Annotated in this window: 17 protein-coding genes; 8 read left to right on the top strand and 9 right to left on the bottom strand. The window is 45.2% G+C overall.

Going from position 1 to position 15,250, the window contains the following annotated elements:
- Positions 1–894 carry a hypothetical protein gene (locus FLA_RS09030; RefSeq protein ID WP_076381062.1) on the top strand — a complete coding sequence of 298 codons (894 nt, stop codon included), beginning with the start codon at positions 1–3 and terminating at the stop codon, positions 892–894.
- On the opposite strand, the gene FLA_RS09035 is transcribed toward FLA_RS09030, so the two are convergent.
- On the bottom strand, positions 891–1,268 hold the full coding sequence (locus tag FLA_RS09035; RefSeq protein ID WP_076381061.1) for a DoxX family protein: 378 nt from the start codon (positions 1,266–1,268) through the stop codon (positions 891–893). The two genes, FLA_RS09030 and FLA_RS09035, sit on opposite strands and share 4 nt — an antisense overlap.
- A 281-nt stretch (positions 1,269–1,549) precedes the next feature.
- Here FLA_RS09035 and FLA_RS09040 point away from each other — a divergent pair, with 281 nt between their 5' ends.
- The 6 genes from FLA_RS09040 to FLA_RS09065 all read left to right on the top strand — a co-directional run bounded on the left by FLA_RS09040 (position 1,550) and on the right by FLA_RS09065 (position 6,771).
- Entirely contained in the window at positions 1,550–2,293 is a 744-nt protein-coding gene (locus FLA_RS09040; protein WP_076381060.1) for a LytR/AlgR family response regulator transcription factor, read from the top strand.
- Between the two features lie 23 nt (positions 2,294–2,316).
- Complete coding sequence (locus FLA_RS09045) at positions 2,317–4,209, top strand: sensor histidine kinase (protein WP_076381059.1); 1,893 nt, start codon at positions 2,317–2,319, stop codon at positions 4,207–4,209.
- A gap of 107 nt (positions 4,210–4,316) precedes the next feature.
- Positions 4,317–5,210 carry a DUF1266 domain-containing protein gene (locus FLA_RS09050; RefSeq protein ID WP_159445152.1) on the top strand — a complete coding sequence of 298 codons (894 nt, stop codon included), beginning with the start codon at positions 4,317–4,319 and terminating at the stop codon, positions 5,208–5,210.
- Between the two features lie 10 nt (positions 5,211–5,220).
- Positions 5,221–5,712 (top strand): hypothetical protein, encoded by a 492-nt coding sequence (locus FLA_RS09055; protein ID WP_076381057.1) that lies wholly within the window; start codon positions 5,221–5,223, stop codon positions 5,710–5,712.
- 11 nt (positions 5,713–5,723) lie between these two features.
- A complete protein-coding gene (locus tag FLA_RS09060; RefSeq protein WP_076381056.1) occupies positions 5,724–6,311 on the top strand; it encodes a hypothetical protein in 588 nt (195 codons plus the stop codon).
- A gap of 34 nt (positions 6,312–6,345) precedes the next feature.
- Positions 6,346–6,771, top strand: a complete 426-nt coding sequence (locus tag FLA_RS09065) for a hypothetical protein (RefSeq protein ID WP_076381055.1) — start codon at positions 6,346–6,348, stop codon at positions 6,769–6,771.
- 112 nt (positions 6,772–6,883) lie between these two features.
- Here FLA_RS09065 and FLA_RS09070 read toward each other — a convergent pair whose 3' ends face one another.
- From FLA_RS09070 to FLA_RS09080, 3 genes are read right to left on the bottom strand one after another with little or no spacing between them, the layout of a single operon-like run.
- Positions 6,884–7,264, bottom strand: a complete 381-nt coding sequence (locus tag FLA_RS09070) for a DUF3037 domain-containing protein (protein ID WP_076381054.1) — start codon at positions 7,262–7,264, stop codon at positions 6,884–6,886.
- Complete coding sequence (locus FLA_RS09075) at positions 7,242–8,042, bottom strand: HipA family kinase (RefSeq protein ID WP_076381312.1); 801 nt, start codon at positions 8,040–8,042, stop codon at positions 7,242–7,244. Before FLA_RS09075 ends, FLA_RS09070 begins: the two co-directional genes overlap by 23 nt.
- Before the next feature lie 56 nt (positions 8,043–8,098).
- On the bottom strand, positions 8,099–8,968 hold the full coding sequence (locus FLA_RS09080) for an alpha/beta hydrolase (protein ID WP_076381053.1): 870 nt from the start codon (positions 8,966–8,968) through the stop codon (positions 8,099–8,101).
- 68 nt (positions 8,969–9,036) lie between these two features.
- Between FLA_RS09080 and FLA_RS09085 the strand changes: the two genes are divergently transcribed.
- Entirely contained in the window at positions 9,037–9,252 is a 216-nt protein-coding gene (locus tag FLA_RS09085) for a YwbE family protein (protein ID WP_076381052.1), read from the top strand.
- 153 nt (positions 9,253–9,405) lie between these two features.
- Here the strand turns inward: FLA_RS09085 and araA are convergent, their stop codons facing one another.
- From araA to FLA_RS09110, 5 genes are all read right to left on the bottom strand, one after another.
- Positions 9,406–10,905: an L-arabinose isomerase gene (araA, locus tag FLA_RS09090; protein WP_076381051.1), complete on the bottom strand. Its 1,500-nt coding sequence runs from the start codon at positions 10,903–10,905 to the stop codon at positions 9,406–9,408.
- Between the two features lie 40 nt (positions 10,906–10,945).
- The gene (locus FLA_RS09095) at positions 10,946–11,641 is read right to left on the bottom strand and encodes an L-ribulose-5-phosphate 4-epimerase (RefSeq protein WP_076381050.1); all 696 of its coding nucleotides are present in this window, start codon (positions 11,639–11,641) and stop codon (positions 10,946–10,948) included.
- A gap of 35 nt (positions 11,642–11,676) precedes the next feature.
- Positions 11,677–13,359 (bottom strand): ribulokinase, encoded by a 1,683-nt coding sequence (locus FLA_RS09100; RefSeq protein WP_076381049.1) that lies wholly within the window; start codon positions 13,357–13,359, stop codon positions 11,677–11,679.
- 89 nt (positions 13,360–13,448) lie between these two features.
- The gene (locus FLA_RS09105) at positions 13,449–14,153 is read right to left on the bottom strand and encodes an NUDIX hydrolase (protein WP_076381048.1); all 705 of its coding nucleotides are present in this window, start codon (positions 14,151–14,153) and stop codon (positions 13,449–13,451) included.
- The gene (locus FLA_RS09110) at positions 14,128–15,027 is read right to left on the bottom strand and encodes an AraC family transcriptional regulator (protein WP_076381047.1); all 900 of its coding nucleotides are present in this window, start codon (positions 15,025–15,027) and stop codon (positions 14,128–14,130) included. The genes FLA_RS09105 and FLA_RS09110 overlap by 26 nt, the downstream gene beginning before the upstream one ends.
- Between the last annotated feature and the right edge of the window lie 223 nt (positions 15,028–15,250).

Below are 15,250 nucleotides of genomic sequence, written 5' to 3' on the forward strand. Positions count from 1 at the left end.
ATGAAATGGCTATTAAAACAACGGCTGCTGATTGCGGGCCTGCTACTAGGGATATTGTTCCAGGGCCGGGCAATGGCACAGGAAAATGAGCCACCTGAACTGATGTTAAAGCTGGCGTATTATAACAACGATAATATTGCTTACGTAAAAGTATCGGCCCTGGAAAAAAAGGATGGCAAATTAAATCCCGTAGAAGCCCTGCCTGTGGCACTTTACCTACAGGATACCCTAGCTGCCAACAGCATTGGTAAAGTAGTTACAGACCGCACCGGCAAAGCTACTGCTACCATTCCTGCCCGATTGCAGGCTGTCTGGAAAGCGGCTACCACATTAAGCTTTGTAGCAGTAAGTCAGCCCCAGGGTAAGCTGGCTGCAAAAACACAAAGTGTTGACATTACACGGGCACGCTTGCTACTGGATACGCTGCCCGGTGAAGATGGGAGCAGAAGCATTGTGGCACGGGTGGAAGAATGGCAGCAGGATTCTTTTGTAGCGGTGAAGGATGTGGAGTTGAAAATAGGAGTGCAGCGGCTGGCTTCTTTTTTGCCTGTAGGGGAAGATGAAACCTACACTACCGATTCACTAGGTGTGGCCAATGCATCTTTTTCTTTACAAAAACTGCCGGGCGATGCCAAAGGCAACCTGGTGATGGTGGCAAGGGTAGAGGACAACGATACTTATGGCAATATCAGCGTAAGCAAAACGGTGCCCTGGGGCATGGTTAAAAAAGACGATGAATTTGGATATGGCAAACGAGCCATGTGGGCGGTAAATGCCAAAGCGCCACTGCCGTTGCAAATGGTAGCCTATACGCTTATTTGTGCTGTTTGGGGCATATTGCTATACCTGGTAATGCAGATAGTAAAAATAAAGCGTATAGGCAAAGAAGCTTAATCCAGTTCTGTTTCACTCTTTTTCCAGAGTATATAAGGTAAACACATAAACAACAACATAATAATAGGGGGTAGCAAGGGGCCATACCAACCACCTACCAGCAGCCACGAAAGAAAGGCAATAACAAAATTAATGGCAAACCCCGCATAGCCCCATTCCCGCAGGATGGGGTATTGTGGTTGCACAATAGCAGCCACACCTATTAGTTTGGCAACGCCTATAATGGTAAGCACATACTCGGGATAACCGAGTTTTTTAATGGAATCCACCCCTGCCTGGGCATGTGTAAGGCCACCAATGGCATCCATTAACATCAACAAGGCAAATAAAGACACGGCAATCCAATGGCCAACAACTAACTGTTTTGATTTCATAGTGTTTAATGATCTTCTGTTACATAGCAAACTTACAAGCGGAATTTACGTGGGAAAATGTGCATTCAGGACATTTTAGGGGGGATTTCCGCCGCTTTTTCCTGATATAGTGGTGAAACTTTAATGCAGATGGCTGGTTACCATTTATCCTATAACTTCGGCCGCCGGGCATAAATGGTGGTGAGCGGCATTGAATTTGCTCTGAAATATGCCCGCCAGGCCGGTAAAGAACGCTGTGCCCGGAAACAGCTGCCTGTAATGAAAGAACACCCGCAACCTGTATGATTAGAACATTGATTATAGATGATGAGCCTGCTATCCGGAGAGATACCAGCCGCCTGATGGAAAACCGGGAGGGCTTTTTTGTTACCGGCACCTGTGGCACCCTGTCGGAGGCGCGGGTATTGATAGCCAACACCGAACCGGATTTGCTGTTGCTGGATATTGAATTGAGTGATGGTAATGGTTTTGACCTGCTGGAAGCCTTTCCCGCCCGCACCTTCCGGGTTATTTTTATCACTGCTTACAACCACTATGCTATTAAGGCTATAAAATACGGTGCATTCGATTACCTGTTAAAACCATTGGAGGAAGAAGAACTGGCAGCAGCACTACAACGGGTGCAGGAATATCCGTTGATACAAATGCAGCAACAGGTAGTGGCCCGCGAACATTTAAAACCTGCTTTGCATAACCGCATAGTGCTGCGTTCGCAACAATATTTGCAGGTGGTGAGCTTTGAGGAAATATGGTATTGCCAGGGAGAAGGTAGTTATACTACTTTCTATTTATCGGACAACAGGAAGGTTACCGTGTCGCGCCCCATGAAAGAATATGAAGATCTGTTGCCTGAAAGCTGGTTTATACGCACACACCAGTCATACATGGTAAATCATTATTGCATAGAACGGTTGCATAAAGATGGATATATCATTTTACGCAATGGCACAGAAATACCTGTGTCTACCCGTAAAAAAGAATATGTAATGCAATTTCTTACCGGTCAGTTACGCCGGTCGTCCTGATTACTTCCTGTTAAATAACAACTATGAAAAGAACGTTACTATTGCTGTGCCTGCTGGTGTTGTATCTTACTGCATGTAAGCAAAAGCCGGCAGGGCGGGAAGCTTCTGCGCCTGTTGTAGCAGGAATTAACGAAACCACTGCTATACTAAACCGTTTGATAGACCAGGAATCCCGCATAGGAGCCGACTCTATGAGCAGGCAGCTGATCGCCCTGGAACCACATGTAAAAGACACTGTAAGCAAGGCTTACTATCTGTATTTAAAGGGTAACCGTTACCTGCGTAACAAAGATGCCGATTCGGCCGATCTCTGCTACAGGGCCATGCTGGATAGTACGGGTATTGATACCGTTCGCAACCTGGATGTGTTTCTGCTGCAACATAGCGGTTTGTTACGCGCCAGTATGGACACGGTGATAGATGATCATACTTTTGAACGGTTACGCCCATTAATAAAGCTGGCCGAAAAATATAAGTATCCCAACCTGTGGCGATTGTATAACCTGGGGGCCGAAACCTATTTCCGGTATGGGGATAGTGTAATGCCGGAAATATATACCCGCATGGCTATTGCGCAGTATCCGCGGAAGAACGACCTGTTTCAGCAGTCAGTATTTATGGAGCAACTGTCGCGCTCGTATGAAAAAAAGAAAGATCATACAACTGCCTTTTTATATGAAGACAGCGCCATGTATTATGCCCGCCAGCTGAACGATAAAAGAAGGTTGGCCAGCGTGTATTCTGCCTTAGGCGTTTTACATATCAACACCGGTGATACGGCCGTTGGACATGTGTATCTGGATTCTTCTTTTGCCTTGAAAAGAGAGCTGAATGAAATCACCTACAACGACTGGCTGAACATGGGGATGGAAGCTATAGAGAAGCATACCCCAGCCAAAGCCATTCCTTTATTAAAAGAAGCACTGGCCATAGCTAAAAAGCAAAAGAACCAGGATATGTTAAACCGCGCTTATGGTACTATTTACGAAGCGCTGTGGCAGATGGGCGATTATAAAAATGCCATCCGTTATATGGATTCTTCTTCTATTGCCGCCATGCGTGCCATGTATCAGCAGCAATACAAGCAGGTGGCAAAAATGGAAGCTATTAACAACCTGAAAGAGGAGCAGCTGAAAACCATAGCGCTGAATAAAGAAAATGAAAACAAGGCTATTCAATTGCGTCAGCAACGCTGGTTAATTATTATACTGGCAGCCCTGCTGTTACTGGCTGTGGGAGTAGGGTATTTGTTGGTAGAGCGTCGCCGCCTGCGCAATAAAAAAAGAAACATAGAGTTGGAGCAGCAACTATTGCGTAGCCAGATGGAGCCGCATTTTATTTTCAATACTTTATCTGTACTGCAAAGCTTTATCCGCAACAACGAACCTGAAAAGGCTACCAAATACCTGAACCAGTTTGCCAGACTACTGCGTATTAACCTGGAAAATTCGCGTGAAAACCTGGTGGCATTGAAAGAAGAAGTAGAAGCGCTGGAAAACTACCTAAGCCTGCAGGCTATGCGCTTTGAAGGTGTTTTTGAATACCGGGTGCATGCTTTTGAAGGATATGAAGAAGAAGAGATTTATATACCTCCCATGCTATTGCAACCATTTGTAGAAAACGCTATCCAGCATGGCATGCGCAACCTTGCCTATAAAGGACATATAGAAGTGAATATCCGCTTAAAAGGGCAGGCCCTGTATTGCACCATAGAAGACAATGGCGCGGGCCTGCAACAGCATGAAAAACAGGTAGCCAAAAAGTCGCTGTCGGGCATTATTACACAGGAAAGGCTGGCTATTTTAAGCAGGCAAACACACCAGCCTGCTACGCTGGTGATCACCGACCGGCAGCAGCAGGGACAAAAAGGCCTGAAAGTGGAAATGGTAATCCCTGTTCGCCGCCGCTCTGTTTAAACGGATTTACAGGAAAAGCAAACGGATTTAAGAAAACTTCCGGCAGAAATATACCTGCTTTATTCTGTGTAAATACCTGTTCTACATTGCAGTAGTAAATGCAGTATATGAATCAGGAGAATGCAACAGAACAATACTTGCAGCAACTGCGCAACATGGGCTTTAATGAGGATATGATAGAAGTATACCGTAAGCAGATGACGCAGTATGTGAACATGGCCAATGATTGGGCCACTCAGGCACAGCAGCAGAATAGCGACGCTTTACATAACTTTTTAAATACGGATGTCGACGGCCAGCCGGAAGCGTTTACCATACATCTGAACGCCGTATCCGACCTCACCTATGAAGAGAAATGGGCTATTGCCTGCGGGGCCGATCTGGCCTTTGCCAACGGGCAATATCTGAATGATATCGCTACCGGTTTGGGCAAGCAGGCATGCAGGCAACTGCTGTCCGACTGGTGGGATATCGACAGTGCAGAAGAGTTGGTGGAAACCATTGAATGGCTACAGGAAGAAGGGCATCGCTTGCAATACGATACCATTTGCCAGGCCCTGAATACGATTTCTGTAAAAGAAAGCAAAACCTTTTTGCGTTCTTACGCCGTTAACAACGAGGAGGAGGAAGAAGCCGTAATGGAAAAGCTGCGTAACACGCGCGATGCACTTGAGCTTTTTCGCGAAAAGCAGATTATTGGCAGCACAGAGCAACCCGATGCTTTAATATGGGATTTTGCCCGCATTATCAACCTTTGTCGTGGTGGCTTTGATGCAGGTTATCTGCCTAAACAACAGGCTTTGCAATACATTGTTCACTGCATCCCGGCTATTAAAAGCACCTATTCTTCCTGGAAAGAATTATCAGTAGCTTATCAGTTTGCCCGTTGCGTATGGAATGGGGTAGATGTAGATAGCGTTGCCTTATTCCAGGAAGGAATGAAAACATTGCTGTCCAGTCCGGAAAGCCCCTGGGTAGCCTTATCCTGGGATGCTATATAACAGCTAACCTATGAAACAGCACTATCCTCTTGCACAGGTAGGCAGAATTATCATATACCCTGATAAACAATTGCGGCATGCTGGACTTATATCGCTGGCACTGGCAGGGGCGTGCAGTATAATGGCTTTTCATTTTACCCCGGTTTGGCTGTATGCGGCATTGCTGTTGATGATTGCTGCGGTGGTGTTGATAGCTACATCGGGCTGGTGCGTTGTGTTTGATACCAACACAGCTGCTATACATTACAGCTGGTTGCGGGTGTTTAACTGGTTGCTGGTAAAGTTTGAAAACATCGACAACATTGGACCTGCACCCGGGAAAATATATGGTGTGTGTTATAAAGTAACCTGCAAAAGCGGCAAGCGCATCCGCATCAGTACATTATACAGTACACAAGGCCGTGGACAACTGAAATATGAAGCGAGTGTATTACCTGTGTTGGAAAACATGATACAATCCACTTTCGTAGAAAAAGAACACTATTCCTGTTTATCACTCTAAATAGAAAAACTATGATACACAAATTAAAGGCTATGGTCCTATGCATTGCCCTGCTGGCCATCACGCTTACCGCCTGTGAGTACTTTGGAGGGGGAGGATGCACCTATGAAACCGCTGATGGTATTAAAGACGCGCAAAAAGAACTGGACAGTAAGTTTGGTAAAGGTGCCGGTTACACAGATGTGATGTTTTCTTTTCATAAAGATGTGGGCACGGTAATAACAGCTACCGGCACGCCCGATCTTAACTCAGCCAAACTGATTGAAAGGCATAGAATGAAAGGCATTTGGAAAGACCTGTCTGAAATAACCATGGAAATATCGGGAGAAGGCAAGCCGCGGGATTTTATGTTTACGCTGGACCAGGTAGATCTTTCGAAGATTCCTGCAATGGTAAAACAGGCTAAAGAAAAGATACAGAAAGAAAAAGGCATCGATAAGGTAATAGCAAGCAGTGTAAGCCTAAGCATGCCCGATAAGCTGGACAACAAGGAGGACGGCAATCCAACTTATCATATCAATGTTGAGCCAGAAAGCGGTGGCACTACTTTCTCTTTTGTCTATGACGTAAAAGGAAATTTTAAAAACCTGATCTATTAACCTGTTTTTATTTCATTCTGTTAAAACAAAAGTTATGTCAGCTTCAAGCGAAAATATCAAAGCACAAATGCAAAGCCTGTTTAGCAGCGCCGTGCCGGATGCCAATACGTATCAAACAGTGTATGCCAGTTATCTGCAAACGAAAAACTATGTGATTTTTCAGAAGCAGATAGTGCATAATTATATAGTAGGATTTCGCCCTGCCCAGAAAGACATGGTGATACTGGAAATTAACAGTGACCTGGAGCAAATTGATGCGCCTACTTTTATTACACAAAGCAATAAGCCAACTGTGAAGAAAGATTTTCAGCAACGTTATGTGATACAAGCCGAAAACCTGCCTAAGTATAAACTGTCGGTGATGCCGGTAGTGTCTAAATTATTGGCTTCGGCTTATATGCTGCCTGTTGAACAGAAGCAGGAAGCAGCTGCTTTTACTGAATTTATGAAAGCTATGTAATTGCCCATATTCCCCGAAAGAACGCAAAAGAAAAGGCTGTATCAATGTATTTTGATACTGCCTTGTGTATAGTAGGGGATAGCCTTGTTACAACTGGAATTGCGCAGAGGGATTACAACACCAGCTGCTGGTGAAGCTTGTGCAGGGTTTCCTGCGGGTTGGCGCAATATCCCGGATGTACCCTGGAGGTTTGTAAAATGGTGCTGCGTGTAGCTGTAAGCCAGCGAAAGCGTTCAGCCACCCCTAACTTGCCAATAGGCCCGCTGCCAGGTGCGGCATTGCATATCCGCTCAAAAGCTTCCAGATAGGCCTTTACTTCGGCTATATCCATTGTATTGCATAGCGTAGCCAGCCTTTGTTCATCCAGGTAATACACCGCCTGTAAAAAGCGTGGCCTGGAATAAAGTACTACGCCTACGTTGATAAACTCTTCACGTTCCACCCGGGGCACTACGCGAAGAATGGCATACTCAAATAAGTGCTTCTCTTGCATGTTGTGCTGCTTTAACAAAAACTTCGGAATGGTTTAAACGGGTTAATAGAAATTGAGTATAGGCTTCCCGGTGTTCCTCTACAGTGGCAAAAGGCGATTCGGCAGTAGTTAACCATTCATCAGGAACCAGGTTTACTATGTTTCGTATCCTTTCTTCTGTAAGGAGGACTTTGCTGCTGGTATTGATTGCTTCCAGATCTCCCGCCTGTGGCAGCAGCACATGGTCTTTAATCAATGCAAACGGGCGTGTAGCCATTTCCTGCTGGTTCTGCCACGAATGGTGAAAATACAGGCAGGCGCCGTGATCAATCAGCCATAGTTCTTTATGCCATAACAGCATATTGGTGTTGCGGGCTGTACGGTCTACATTCACCAGCAGGCAGTCCAGCCATACAATCAGCGAAGCCAGCTGCGAGGGGATGGTGGTAACAGTTGGGTCGAATGTAATAGAGCCTGATAAAAAATGCAGGGCCAGGTTCAGGCCTGTGCTGGCCTTTAACAGGTCTTGTATCTCCTCATCACCCTCTGTGCGGCCAAAGCCCTCATCCAGGTTGGCAAACACCAGTTCGGGCACTTTCAAGCCCAGCAGACGGGCTATTTCGCCGCCAATAAGTTCCGCTATCAACGCCTTTACACCTTGTCCCGCACCTCGGAATTTAAGCACATACATAAACTCATCATCAGCCTCAGCCAACGCTGGCATAGAGCCGCCCTCGCGCAGGGGAGTTATATAGCGCATGACCGTAACCGTTCTTAGTTGTGGTACACTATAGTTCATAACAACAAAAATACAGGATACCACCCACAGCGTAACAGGTTTACCTGGTGAGCCTGCTATAGTTGTTGAAATGCCTGTGTAATAAATTGTAATGCCTGCGGTAGCGACTGTTTCCAATAATCCCAGGTGTGCGCCCCGTTGCGCACCCGGTATTCATGTAAAATGCCTTTTTCCTGCATAAGAATGTGCAGCAGGGCGTTGCCTTTGGAAAGTGGATCATCATCTCCACAATCGATAAAAAAACGAACCAGTTGCTTTTGACTGTCTGGTATATGTTCCGCCAGGTATAAAATGCTGTTTTGATGCAAGAAGGGTGTAATGCGGTTATCGGTATCAGCAATGCTATCCAGTGCGGTGGTGTATCTGCGGCGAAAGTCGGCCAATGGCATTTTTATGATGTCTTCATCTGTTCTTACCGCAGCGCTCATAGCATAACAGGACGAAAAAATAGCTGGCCTGTGCATGGCATACAACAGGCTACCAAAGCCACCCATAGACAAGCCGGCAATTGCTCTGAATCTTCTGTCTGGTTTACAGCGGTAGTGAGCTTCTATATAAGGAATCAATTCGTTAAAGAAGTAGGTTTCATAGGAGTAGTGCCCGTGAATATTATCCAGGTAAAAGGTCATGGCGGCATCTGGCATTACTATGATACATTGTGTTTTACTGGCCTGCAAAAAGCTGTCTGCAATGTGTTGAAGGTTACCGTCTTGTAGCCAGCTGCGATAATTGCCGCCAGCCCCATGTAACAGATATAGTACAGGATATTGCGTGTTGCTTTTAGCGTAACCAGCGGGAAGGTATATAGCTATGTGCTGGGTGTTTTGTAGAATATTACTTTTTACAGGTAAGCTATTTATTACCTGGCTTTTTTGAGCGTGGAGCCAGGTGGGTAAGCAAAGCAGTAGTATTAGCAAAAATCTCATGGATATTGTTTATTTAAAGTTATCTCATTTCCTGTTTGTATTATTGCGTTTCACTTTAACACAAGCAAATGAAAGACGGTCAATACAGGAAAGATATTTACCCGGGACTGGAGGTGGCGATTATCCTGAAAAAAGACCAGCGTAGCGGCCGGAAAACCTATGGAGTGGTAAAAGACCTGCTTACCTCGGCAGCATACCACACGAGGGGTATTAAAGTGCGACTGGAAGATGGTCAGATTGGCCGGGTGGTAGAAATTGAACCTATTATGGATGAGGAGTATTAGTGATCTGCCTGATTATGGCTTAGCCCATTCCTTTTGAATAATCCGGGTATACTTATCGATGAGGTCGGTAAATAGTTTAGCGCGGCAGGTAAGTAAAAAGCAAAGGGGCCCCTAACTAAGAAGCCCCTTTGAAAAACTATATGTAGTAAGATACTAGCCTTTTAACTGGTAGTAAGCTTCGCTCCAACGCAGTTCATTTTTGAACTGATATATGTTCGTGTCTTTGCCAATCAATGTAAATTCTACATTGGCGATATCTGCAAAGTCTTCCAGGTTTTCTGCTGTCAGGTTCTGGCTATAGCCTGTATGGTGTGCGCCACCTGCCAGAATCCATGCCTGTAAACCTGTTTTCATGTCCGGAAGTGGTTTCCAGAAGGCACGTGCTACCGGCAGTTTAGGTAAGTCCTGATCTGGTTTTACAGCTTCCACTTCATTCACCAGTAAGCGGAAACGGTTGCCCATATCAATTAAAGAGGCATTTAAAGCGGGGCCTGCAGCGGAGTTGAACACCAGTCTTACAGGATCTGCTTTACCGCCAATACCTAACGGATGAATTTCGCAGGAAGGTTGTGCATCAGCAATAGATTCACAAATTTCCAGCATGTGCGAGCCTAATACCATTGGGTTAGAAGGATCGAAGTGGTAGGTGTAATCTTCCATGAATGAGTTTCCTCCTTTCAGGCCGTGACCCATCACTTTCATCGCACGCACCAGGGCTACTGTTTTCCAGTCGCCTTCACCGGCAAAACCATAACCGGCAGCCATTAAACGCTGTGCTGCAATACCTGGCAGTTGAATCATGCCATGCAGGTCTTCAAAAGTATCAGTGAAGCCTTTAAAATTTCCGTCTTCCAGGAATGCTTTAATACCCAGCTCAATACGTGCTGCGTCTTTCAGCGACTGACGTTGTGCGCCATCTTTAGTTAAACCGGAAGCTATCTTGTATTTGCCTTCGTATTCTTTAATCAGTGTATCTACTTCTGCATCGCCAATAGCATTGATCACCTTTACCAGATCGCCAATACCATAGGTATTTACAGAGAAACCGAATTTGTATTCAGCTTCTACTTTATCGCCATCCGTTACGGCTACAAAGCGCATGTTGTCGCCAAAACGTACAAAGCGTGCGCCCTGCCAGTCGTGCCAGGCAGCTGCAACGCGGGCCCAACCACCAATAGAAGTCAGCACCGCTGTGTCTTCCCAATGGCCTACCACTACTTTGCGGTTGCGGCGTAAACGGCTTACCATAAATCCAAACTCACGGTCGCCATGGGCGCTTTGGTTCAGGTTCATGAAATCCATATCAATATCTTTCCACGGAATATCGCGGTTAAACTGTGTGTGCAGGTGCAGTAATGGCTTTTGCAGAATTTTTAAGCCATTGATCCACATTTTAGCAGGAGAAAATGTGTGCATCCAGGTGATAATACCAATTACATTGCGCTGGGCATTGGCTTCAGCTACGATGTTGTAAATTTCTTCTGTTGATTTAACAGTTGGCTTAAAAACAACCGTTACGGGAATCTGGCTGGCTTTGTTTAAAGAAGCAGCAATGATTTGAGAATGTTCTGCTACTTGTTTCAGCGTTTCTTCGCCGTATAAATGCTGGCTGCCGGTTACAAACCAAACTTCCAGTTTTTTTAAATCGATCATGTTATTCGTATTTATTGAATTGTGTTGTATGGTTTTTCTATTATTGACCGTAGTAGGAGTGTGGGCCATGTTTACGCTCAAAATGCTTTTTAATCAGCGCATCTTTCAGGCGGGGCGCTTTGGGATTAATCTGTTCTGTTAACAAAGCCATCTGGGCTACGTTTTCCAGCACTGCACTGTTATACACCGCTTTGTCGGGAGTTTTACCCCAGGTAAAAGGAGCGTGATTGCCTACCAGTATCATTTCTATTTCTTCATAACTCAGGTTACGGTCTTTCAGTGCATTCATAATCTGAAAGCCAGTCTGATATTCGTAATCACCCTGTATCATTTCATCGCTCATAGGCGGTGCGCAGGGAATGTCTACCGTGTTATGATCGGCGTGAGTAGTGCCAAAAATAGGAATGTCGCGCAGGCTTTGCGCCCAGGCAGTAGCATAGGTAGAGTGTGTGTGTACAATGCCACCTATTTTTTCCCAATGCTTGTATAAAACCGCATGGGTAAGCGTGTCGGAAGAGGGGCGTAGTTTACCTTCTACGGTTTTGCCGTCAAAGTCAACTATTACCATTTTTTCCGGTGATAATTGGTCGTAAGGTACGCCGCTGGGTTTAATGGCAAACACGCCTTTAGCCCTGTCGGCCGCGCTTACATTACCAAAGGTAAACAGCACCAGTCCTAATTTAGGCAGTTGCATATTGGCTTCGTAAGCGGCTTCCTGTATGTCCTGATAGCTCATGCTTGTGTGAATTTTGGAGGGATTTTTATGAAGGATTACTCTGCTGAAGTCAATTTGGTTTCTACAAAATAACCCAGCGCCTTATATTTCTCGTAACGCTTAGCGTACAGGGCTGCTTTTTCGGCATCGGGATGATATTCAGCGTCGAAACCTTGTCCCATAACACTCATTGCTTCCTCCACAGTAGCGTAGATGCCGGCAGCAGTAGCTGCAAACATAGCAGCGCCCAATGCACAGGTTTGCTCTGACTTGTGAATGCGGATAGGCATGTTCATCACATCAGCCATCATCTGCATAATGAAAGGAGATTTTTTAGCAACGCCGCCCATACCAATCAGGCCCTTTACAGGCACGCCTTGTTCTACAAAGCGATCGGCAATGGCTTTAGCACCAAAGCAGGTAGCTTCTACTATAGCACGGAAAATACGCGGTGCACTGGTGCCCAGGTTTAAGCCGCTTAAAGCACCTTTCAGTAACTGGTTGGCATCAGGGGTTCTGCGGCCGTTTAACCAGTCTATAGCCAGTTCGCTGTTTTCGTTCCAGTCCAGTGCAGAAGCCTGCTGGCTTAGCACAGGGATGATCTGGTTCAGCGATTCCTGTATTAGTTGTTCTTTAGTAGCGGCGTCCAGTAAAGCTGACTGTGCAATTACCTGTTGTACAGGCCATGCCAGCACATTTTTAAACCAGGCGTATGCATCGCCAAAAGCGCTTTGTCCTGCTTCCAGGCCCATCATGCCCGGGATAATAGAACCCGGAACCTGGCCGCAGATGCCTTTTACTAAAGTATCTTTTAACTCGGCAACAGGTGCTACCAGCATATCGCAGGTAGAGGTACCCATTACTTTACTTAAATGGTATGGTTCAATTTGACCGCCTACAGCACCCATATGACAGTCGAACGCACCTACGCCTATTACCACATCAGCAGGCAGCCCCAGTTTGGCGCTCCATTCAGCACTGATAGTACCGGCAGCTTTGTCCGAGGTATAGGTGTCGGTAAATAAACGGCTGGTTACGCCGTCCAGCAACGGGTCCAGTGCTTTAAAGAAATCGTTCGGCGGTAAACCGTCGTATTCCTTAGCCCATAACGCTTTGTGACCAGCAGCACAAACACCGCGACGCAGTGCATGCACATCATTACCACCTGTAAGCAGGAAAGGGATCCAGTCGCAATGTTCTACCCATGAGTAGGCAGCTTTACGCACTTTTTCGTCTATCCTGGAAATATGCAGCAGCTTGGCCCAAAACCATTCTGAAGAATAAATCCCCCCTACAAACTGCAGGTAGTTAGGGTTAAACTTCTCCGCATGTGCATTAATCTCAGCCGCTTCTTTTACAGAAGTGTGGTCTTTCCACAGCACAAACATGGCATTCGGATTTTCGGCAAACTCGGGCAACAGCGCCAGCGGGGTACCTGCTTTGTCTACTGCTACGGGGGTTGAACCGGTAGTATCTACCGAAATGGCCTTAACGTTGGCTGCTACAGAAGCGCCTGCTTGCGTTAAACAGCTTTTAATGGTTTGTTCCAGCCCTTCTACATAATCGAGAGGGTGTTGTCTGAACTGGTTGGTTTGGGGGGCACAATATTGACCTTCTTTCCAACGGGGATAGTAAAAAACAGCAGAGGTTATTTCCTCACCGCTAACTGCGTTTACTATAATTGACCTTACGGAATCTGTTCCGTAGTCAACGCCTATTACATATTTTTCCTGACTCATACAGCAAATAATAGTGTCAAAATAACACTTACAATTTTATATAAAAAAATTAATTCCGCAAGCGGAGATCTAATATAGGGTAACCCACCTTATTTCAGGTTGTGCGGATTGGGGATAAAATTGAGGAACGCATTGAATTTCTTCTGGTATTTCTTTTTATCCAGCTTGAAATAAAAAGCGCCTTTTTTAGAGCTTTCTTTCTCTTTTTCCTTTTGTTTTACCAATAAACCGGTAGATAAAACCTTTCTGCTGAAGTTTCTTTTGTCTAAAATGGCATCGTAAATCCCTTCGTACAGGCTTTGCAGCTGTGGCAAAGTGAATTTTTCGGGTAGTAATTCAAATAAAATAGGGTGGATGGCTGCTTTGTATTGCAGTTTTTCCTTGGCCATGTCTATCATATCGCGGTGGTCGAAAATAAGAGAAGGCATTCTTTTCAGCGAAAACCATTCTGCCTGGTACTCGTCACTGATTTGCTGTTGGTATTTATTGATGTCAATTAAGCTGAAGTATGCTACAGAAGCAATACGTTCTGTAGGGTCGCGATCGGGGCTGCCAAAAGCGTGTAATTGTTCCATATACACGTTTTCCAGACCAGTGAGTTGTTTCAGTACACGGGTAGCAGCATCTTCCAGGCTTTCTTTGGGCTGTACAAAACCGCCCATCAGGCTCCAGCGTCCTTTTTCCGGGTCAAATCCTCTTTTTATCAATAGTAGTTTCAGCTCCTGTCCATCAAATCCGAAAATAATGCAGTCAACTGCTATCAGCATTTTATTTTGCCTGGAATGATTTGTCATATCGGAAAGTAATAAATTCTTTTTGATAAGCCAGCGGACTTTTGCCGGTTATCAGTTTAAAGTACTTATGAAAGCTGGTAAAGTTATTAAAACCGCTTTCAAAACAAAGTTGTTTAATACTCTTGTTATTTTCAATTAAAAGCTTGCAGGCATGACCAACCCTTATTTCGATGAGAAACTGCGAGTACGTTTTTCTCGTACGCGATTTAAAATACCGGCAAAACGAGTGAGGACTGATGTTTGCCACTGCCGAAATTTCTTCCAGCTGTATTTTCCGTTTAAAGTTTTTGAGTGAGTAGTCGTATATATTATTGATACGGTCGTTTTCGGCAGCTTCCAGATGTGGTTTAAAACCAATAGAGGATAAAGGCTGGATATGGATGCTTTCAGCAATTACCTCTAATATCTGTAACAGCAGCACTATACGGCCTGTTCCCTCTGCCACCTGCAACTGTTCCAGCAGCAACATAATGTCTTGCCGGGTTTTCCCGGAAATCTGAATACCCCTGGCTGCTTTCTCCAGCATGGTTTTGATTTTCACATTTTCCGGCAAATCCAGGAATCCAGGGCCCCAAAAGTCCTCTCTAAAATGAGCTACCCTAGAATCAGGGTGTATTTTCGGGGTTTCCTCAAAATACTCATCATCAAATCGCCAGTAATGGGGCAGGTGGGCGCCAATAAGCACCACATCTCCAGCCTTGAATCGGGTAATGCTATCGCCTATAAACTGAGTACCAGAGCCTTTTTTAAAGTGTACCAGTTCCAGTTCAGGGTGGTAGTGCCATCGGTTGTTCATGTCGGGCACAATATCGCGGCGAACGCTAAAAGAATGTTGTGGCAAGCCTTTCGGCACTTTTAATAACTGGGGTCTCATGCAGCTATTTCGTCTTTATGTTGGTTAAAAGTAAGCATTACATAGCAAAATAGGTAATGTATAAGAGGTAAAATAGCTGAATAAAACGGCAGGTGATGTGAACCTGTATATACGCTTGTTACGCCTTAAACTAGGGGATTAGGGGATTGGGGAGGTTTTGAAAAAGGGAGAAGTGGTGAGAGGTGGTGTAATTAATTGATTATTAGTTGATATTGTATATTGT

This window comes from Filimonas lacunae (assembly GCF_002355595.1).
GTDB classification, from domain to species: Bacteria; Bacteroidota; Bacteroidia; order Chitinophagales; family Chitinophagaceae; genus Filimonas; species Filimonas lacunae.

What these genes read in the sequence shown, in the direction of transcription:
- FLA_RS09105 (WP_076381048.1), bottom strand. Translation starts at nt 14,153, where the DNA reads ATGACAAATCATTCCAGGCAAAATAAAATGCTGATAGCAGTTGACTGC.
- FLA_RS09095 (WP_076381050.1), bottom strand. Translation starts at nt 11,641, where the DNA reads ATGAGCTATCAGGACATACAGGAAGCCGCTTACGAAGCCAATATGCAA.
- FLA_RS09030 (WP_076381062.1), top strand. Translation starts at nt 1, where the DNA reads ATGAAATGGCTATTAAAACAACGGCTGCTGATTGCGGGCCTGCTACTA.
- FLA_RS09070 (WP_076381054.1), bottom strand. Translation starts at nt 7,264, where the DNA reads ATGCAAGAGAAGCACTTATTTGAGTATGCCATTCTTCGCGTAGTGCCC.
- FLA_RS09040 (WP_076381060.1), top strand. Translation starts at nt 1,550, where the DNA reads ATGATTAGAACATTGATTATAGATGATGAGCCTGCTATCCGGAGAGAT.
- FLA_RS09045 (WP_076381059.1), top strand. Translation starts at nt 2,317, where the DNA reads ATGAAAAGAACGTTACTATTGCTGTGCCTGCTGGTGTTGTATCTTACT.
- FLA_RS09080 (WP_076381053.1), bottom strand. Translation starts at nt 8,968, where the DNA reads ATGAGATTTTTGCTAATACTACTGCTTTGCTTACCCACCTGGCTCCAC.
- FLA_RS09100 (WP_076381049.1), bottom strand. Translation starts at nt 13,359, where the DNA reads ATGAGTCAGGAAAAATATGTAATAGGCGTTGACTACGGAACAGATTCC.
- FLA_RS09055 (WP_076381057.1), top strand. Translation starts at nt 5,221, where the DNA reads ATGAAACAGCACTATCCTCTTGCACAGGTAGGCAGAATTATCATATAC.
- FLA_RS09110 (WP_076381047.1), bottom strand. Translation starts at nt 15,027, where the DNA reads ATGAGACCCCAGTTATTAAAAGTGCCGAAAGGCTTGCCACAACATTCT.
- FLA_RS09065 (WP_076381055.1), top strand. Translation starts at nt 6,346, where the DNA reads ATGTCAGCTTCAAGCGAAAATATCAAAGCACAAATGCAAAGCCTGTTT.
- FLA_RS09075 (WP_076381312.1), bottom strand. Translation starts at nt 8,042, where the DNA reads ATGAACTATAGTGTACCACAACTAAGAACGGTTACGGTCATGCGCTAT.
- araA (WP_076381051.1), bottom strand. Translation starts at nt 10,905, where the DNA reads ATGATCGATTTAAAAAAACTGGAAGTTTGGTTTGTAACCGGCAGCCAG.
- FLA_RS09085 (WP_076381052.1), top strand. Translation starts at nt 9,037, where the DNA reads ATGAAAGACGGTCAATACAGGAAAGATATTTACCCGGGACTGGAGGTG.
- FLA_RS09035 (WP_076381061.1), bottom strand. Translation starts at nt 1,268, where the DNA reads ATGAAATCAAAACAGTTAGTTGTTGGCCATTGGATTGCCGTGTCTTTA.
- FLA_RS09050 (WP_159445152.1), top strand. Translation starts at nt 4,317, where the DNA reads ATGAATCAGGAGAATGCAACAGAACAATACTTGCAGCAACTGCGCAAC.
- FLA_RS09060 (WP_076381056.1), top strand. Translation starts at nt 5,724, where the DNA reads ATGATACACAAATTAAAGGCTATGGTCCTATGCATTGCCCTGCTGGCC.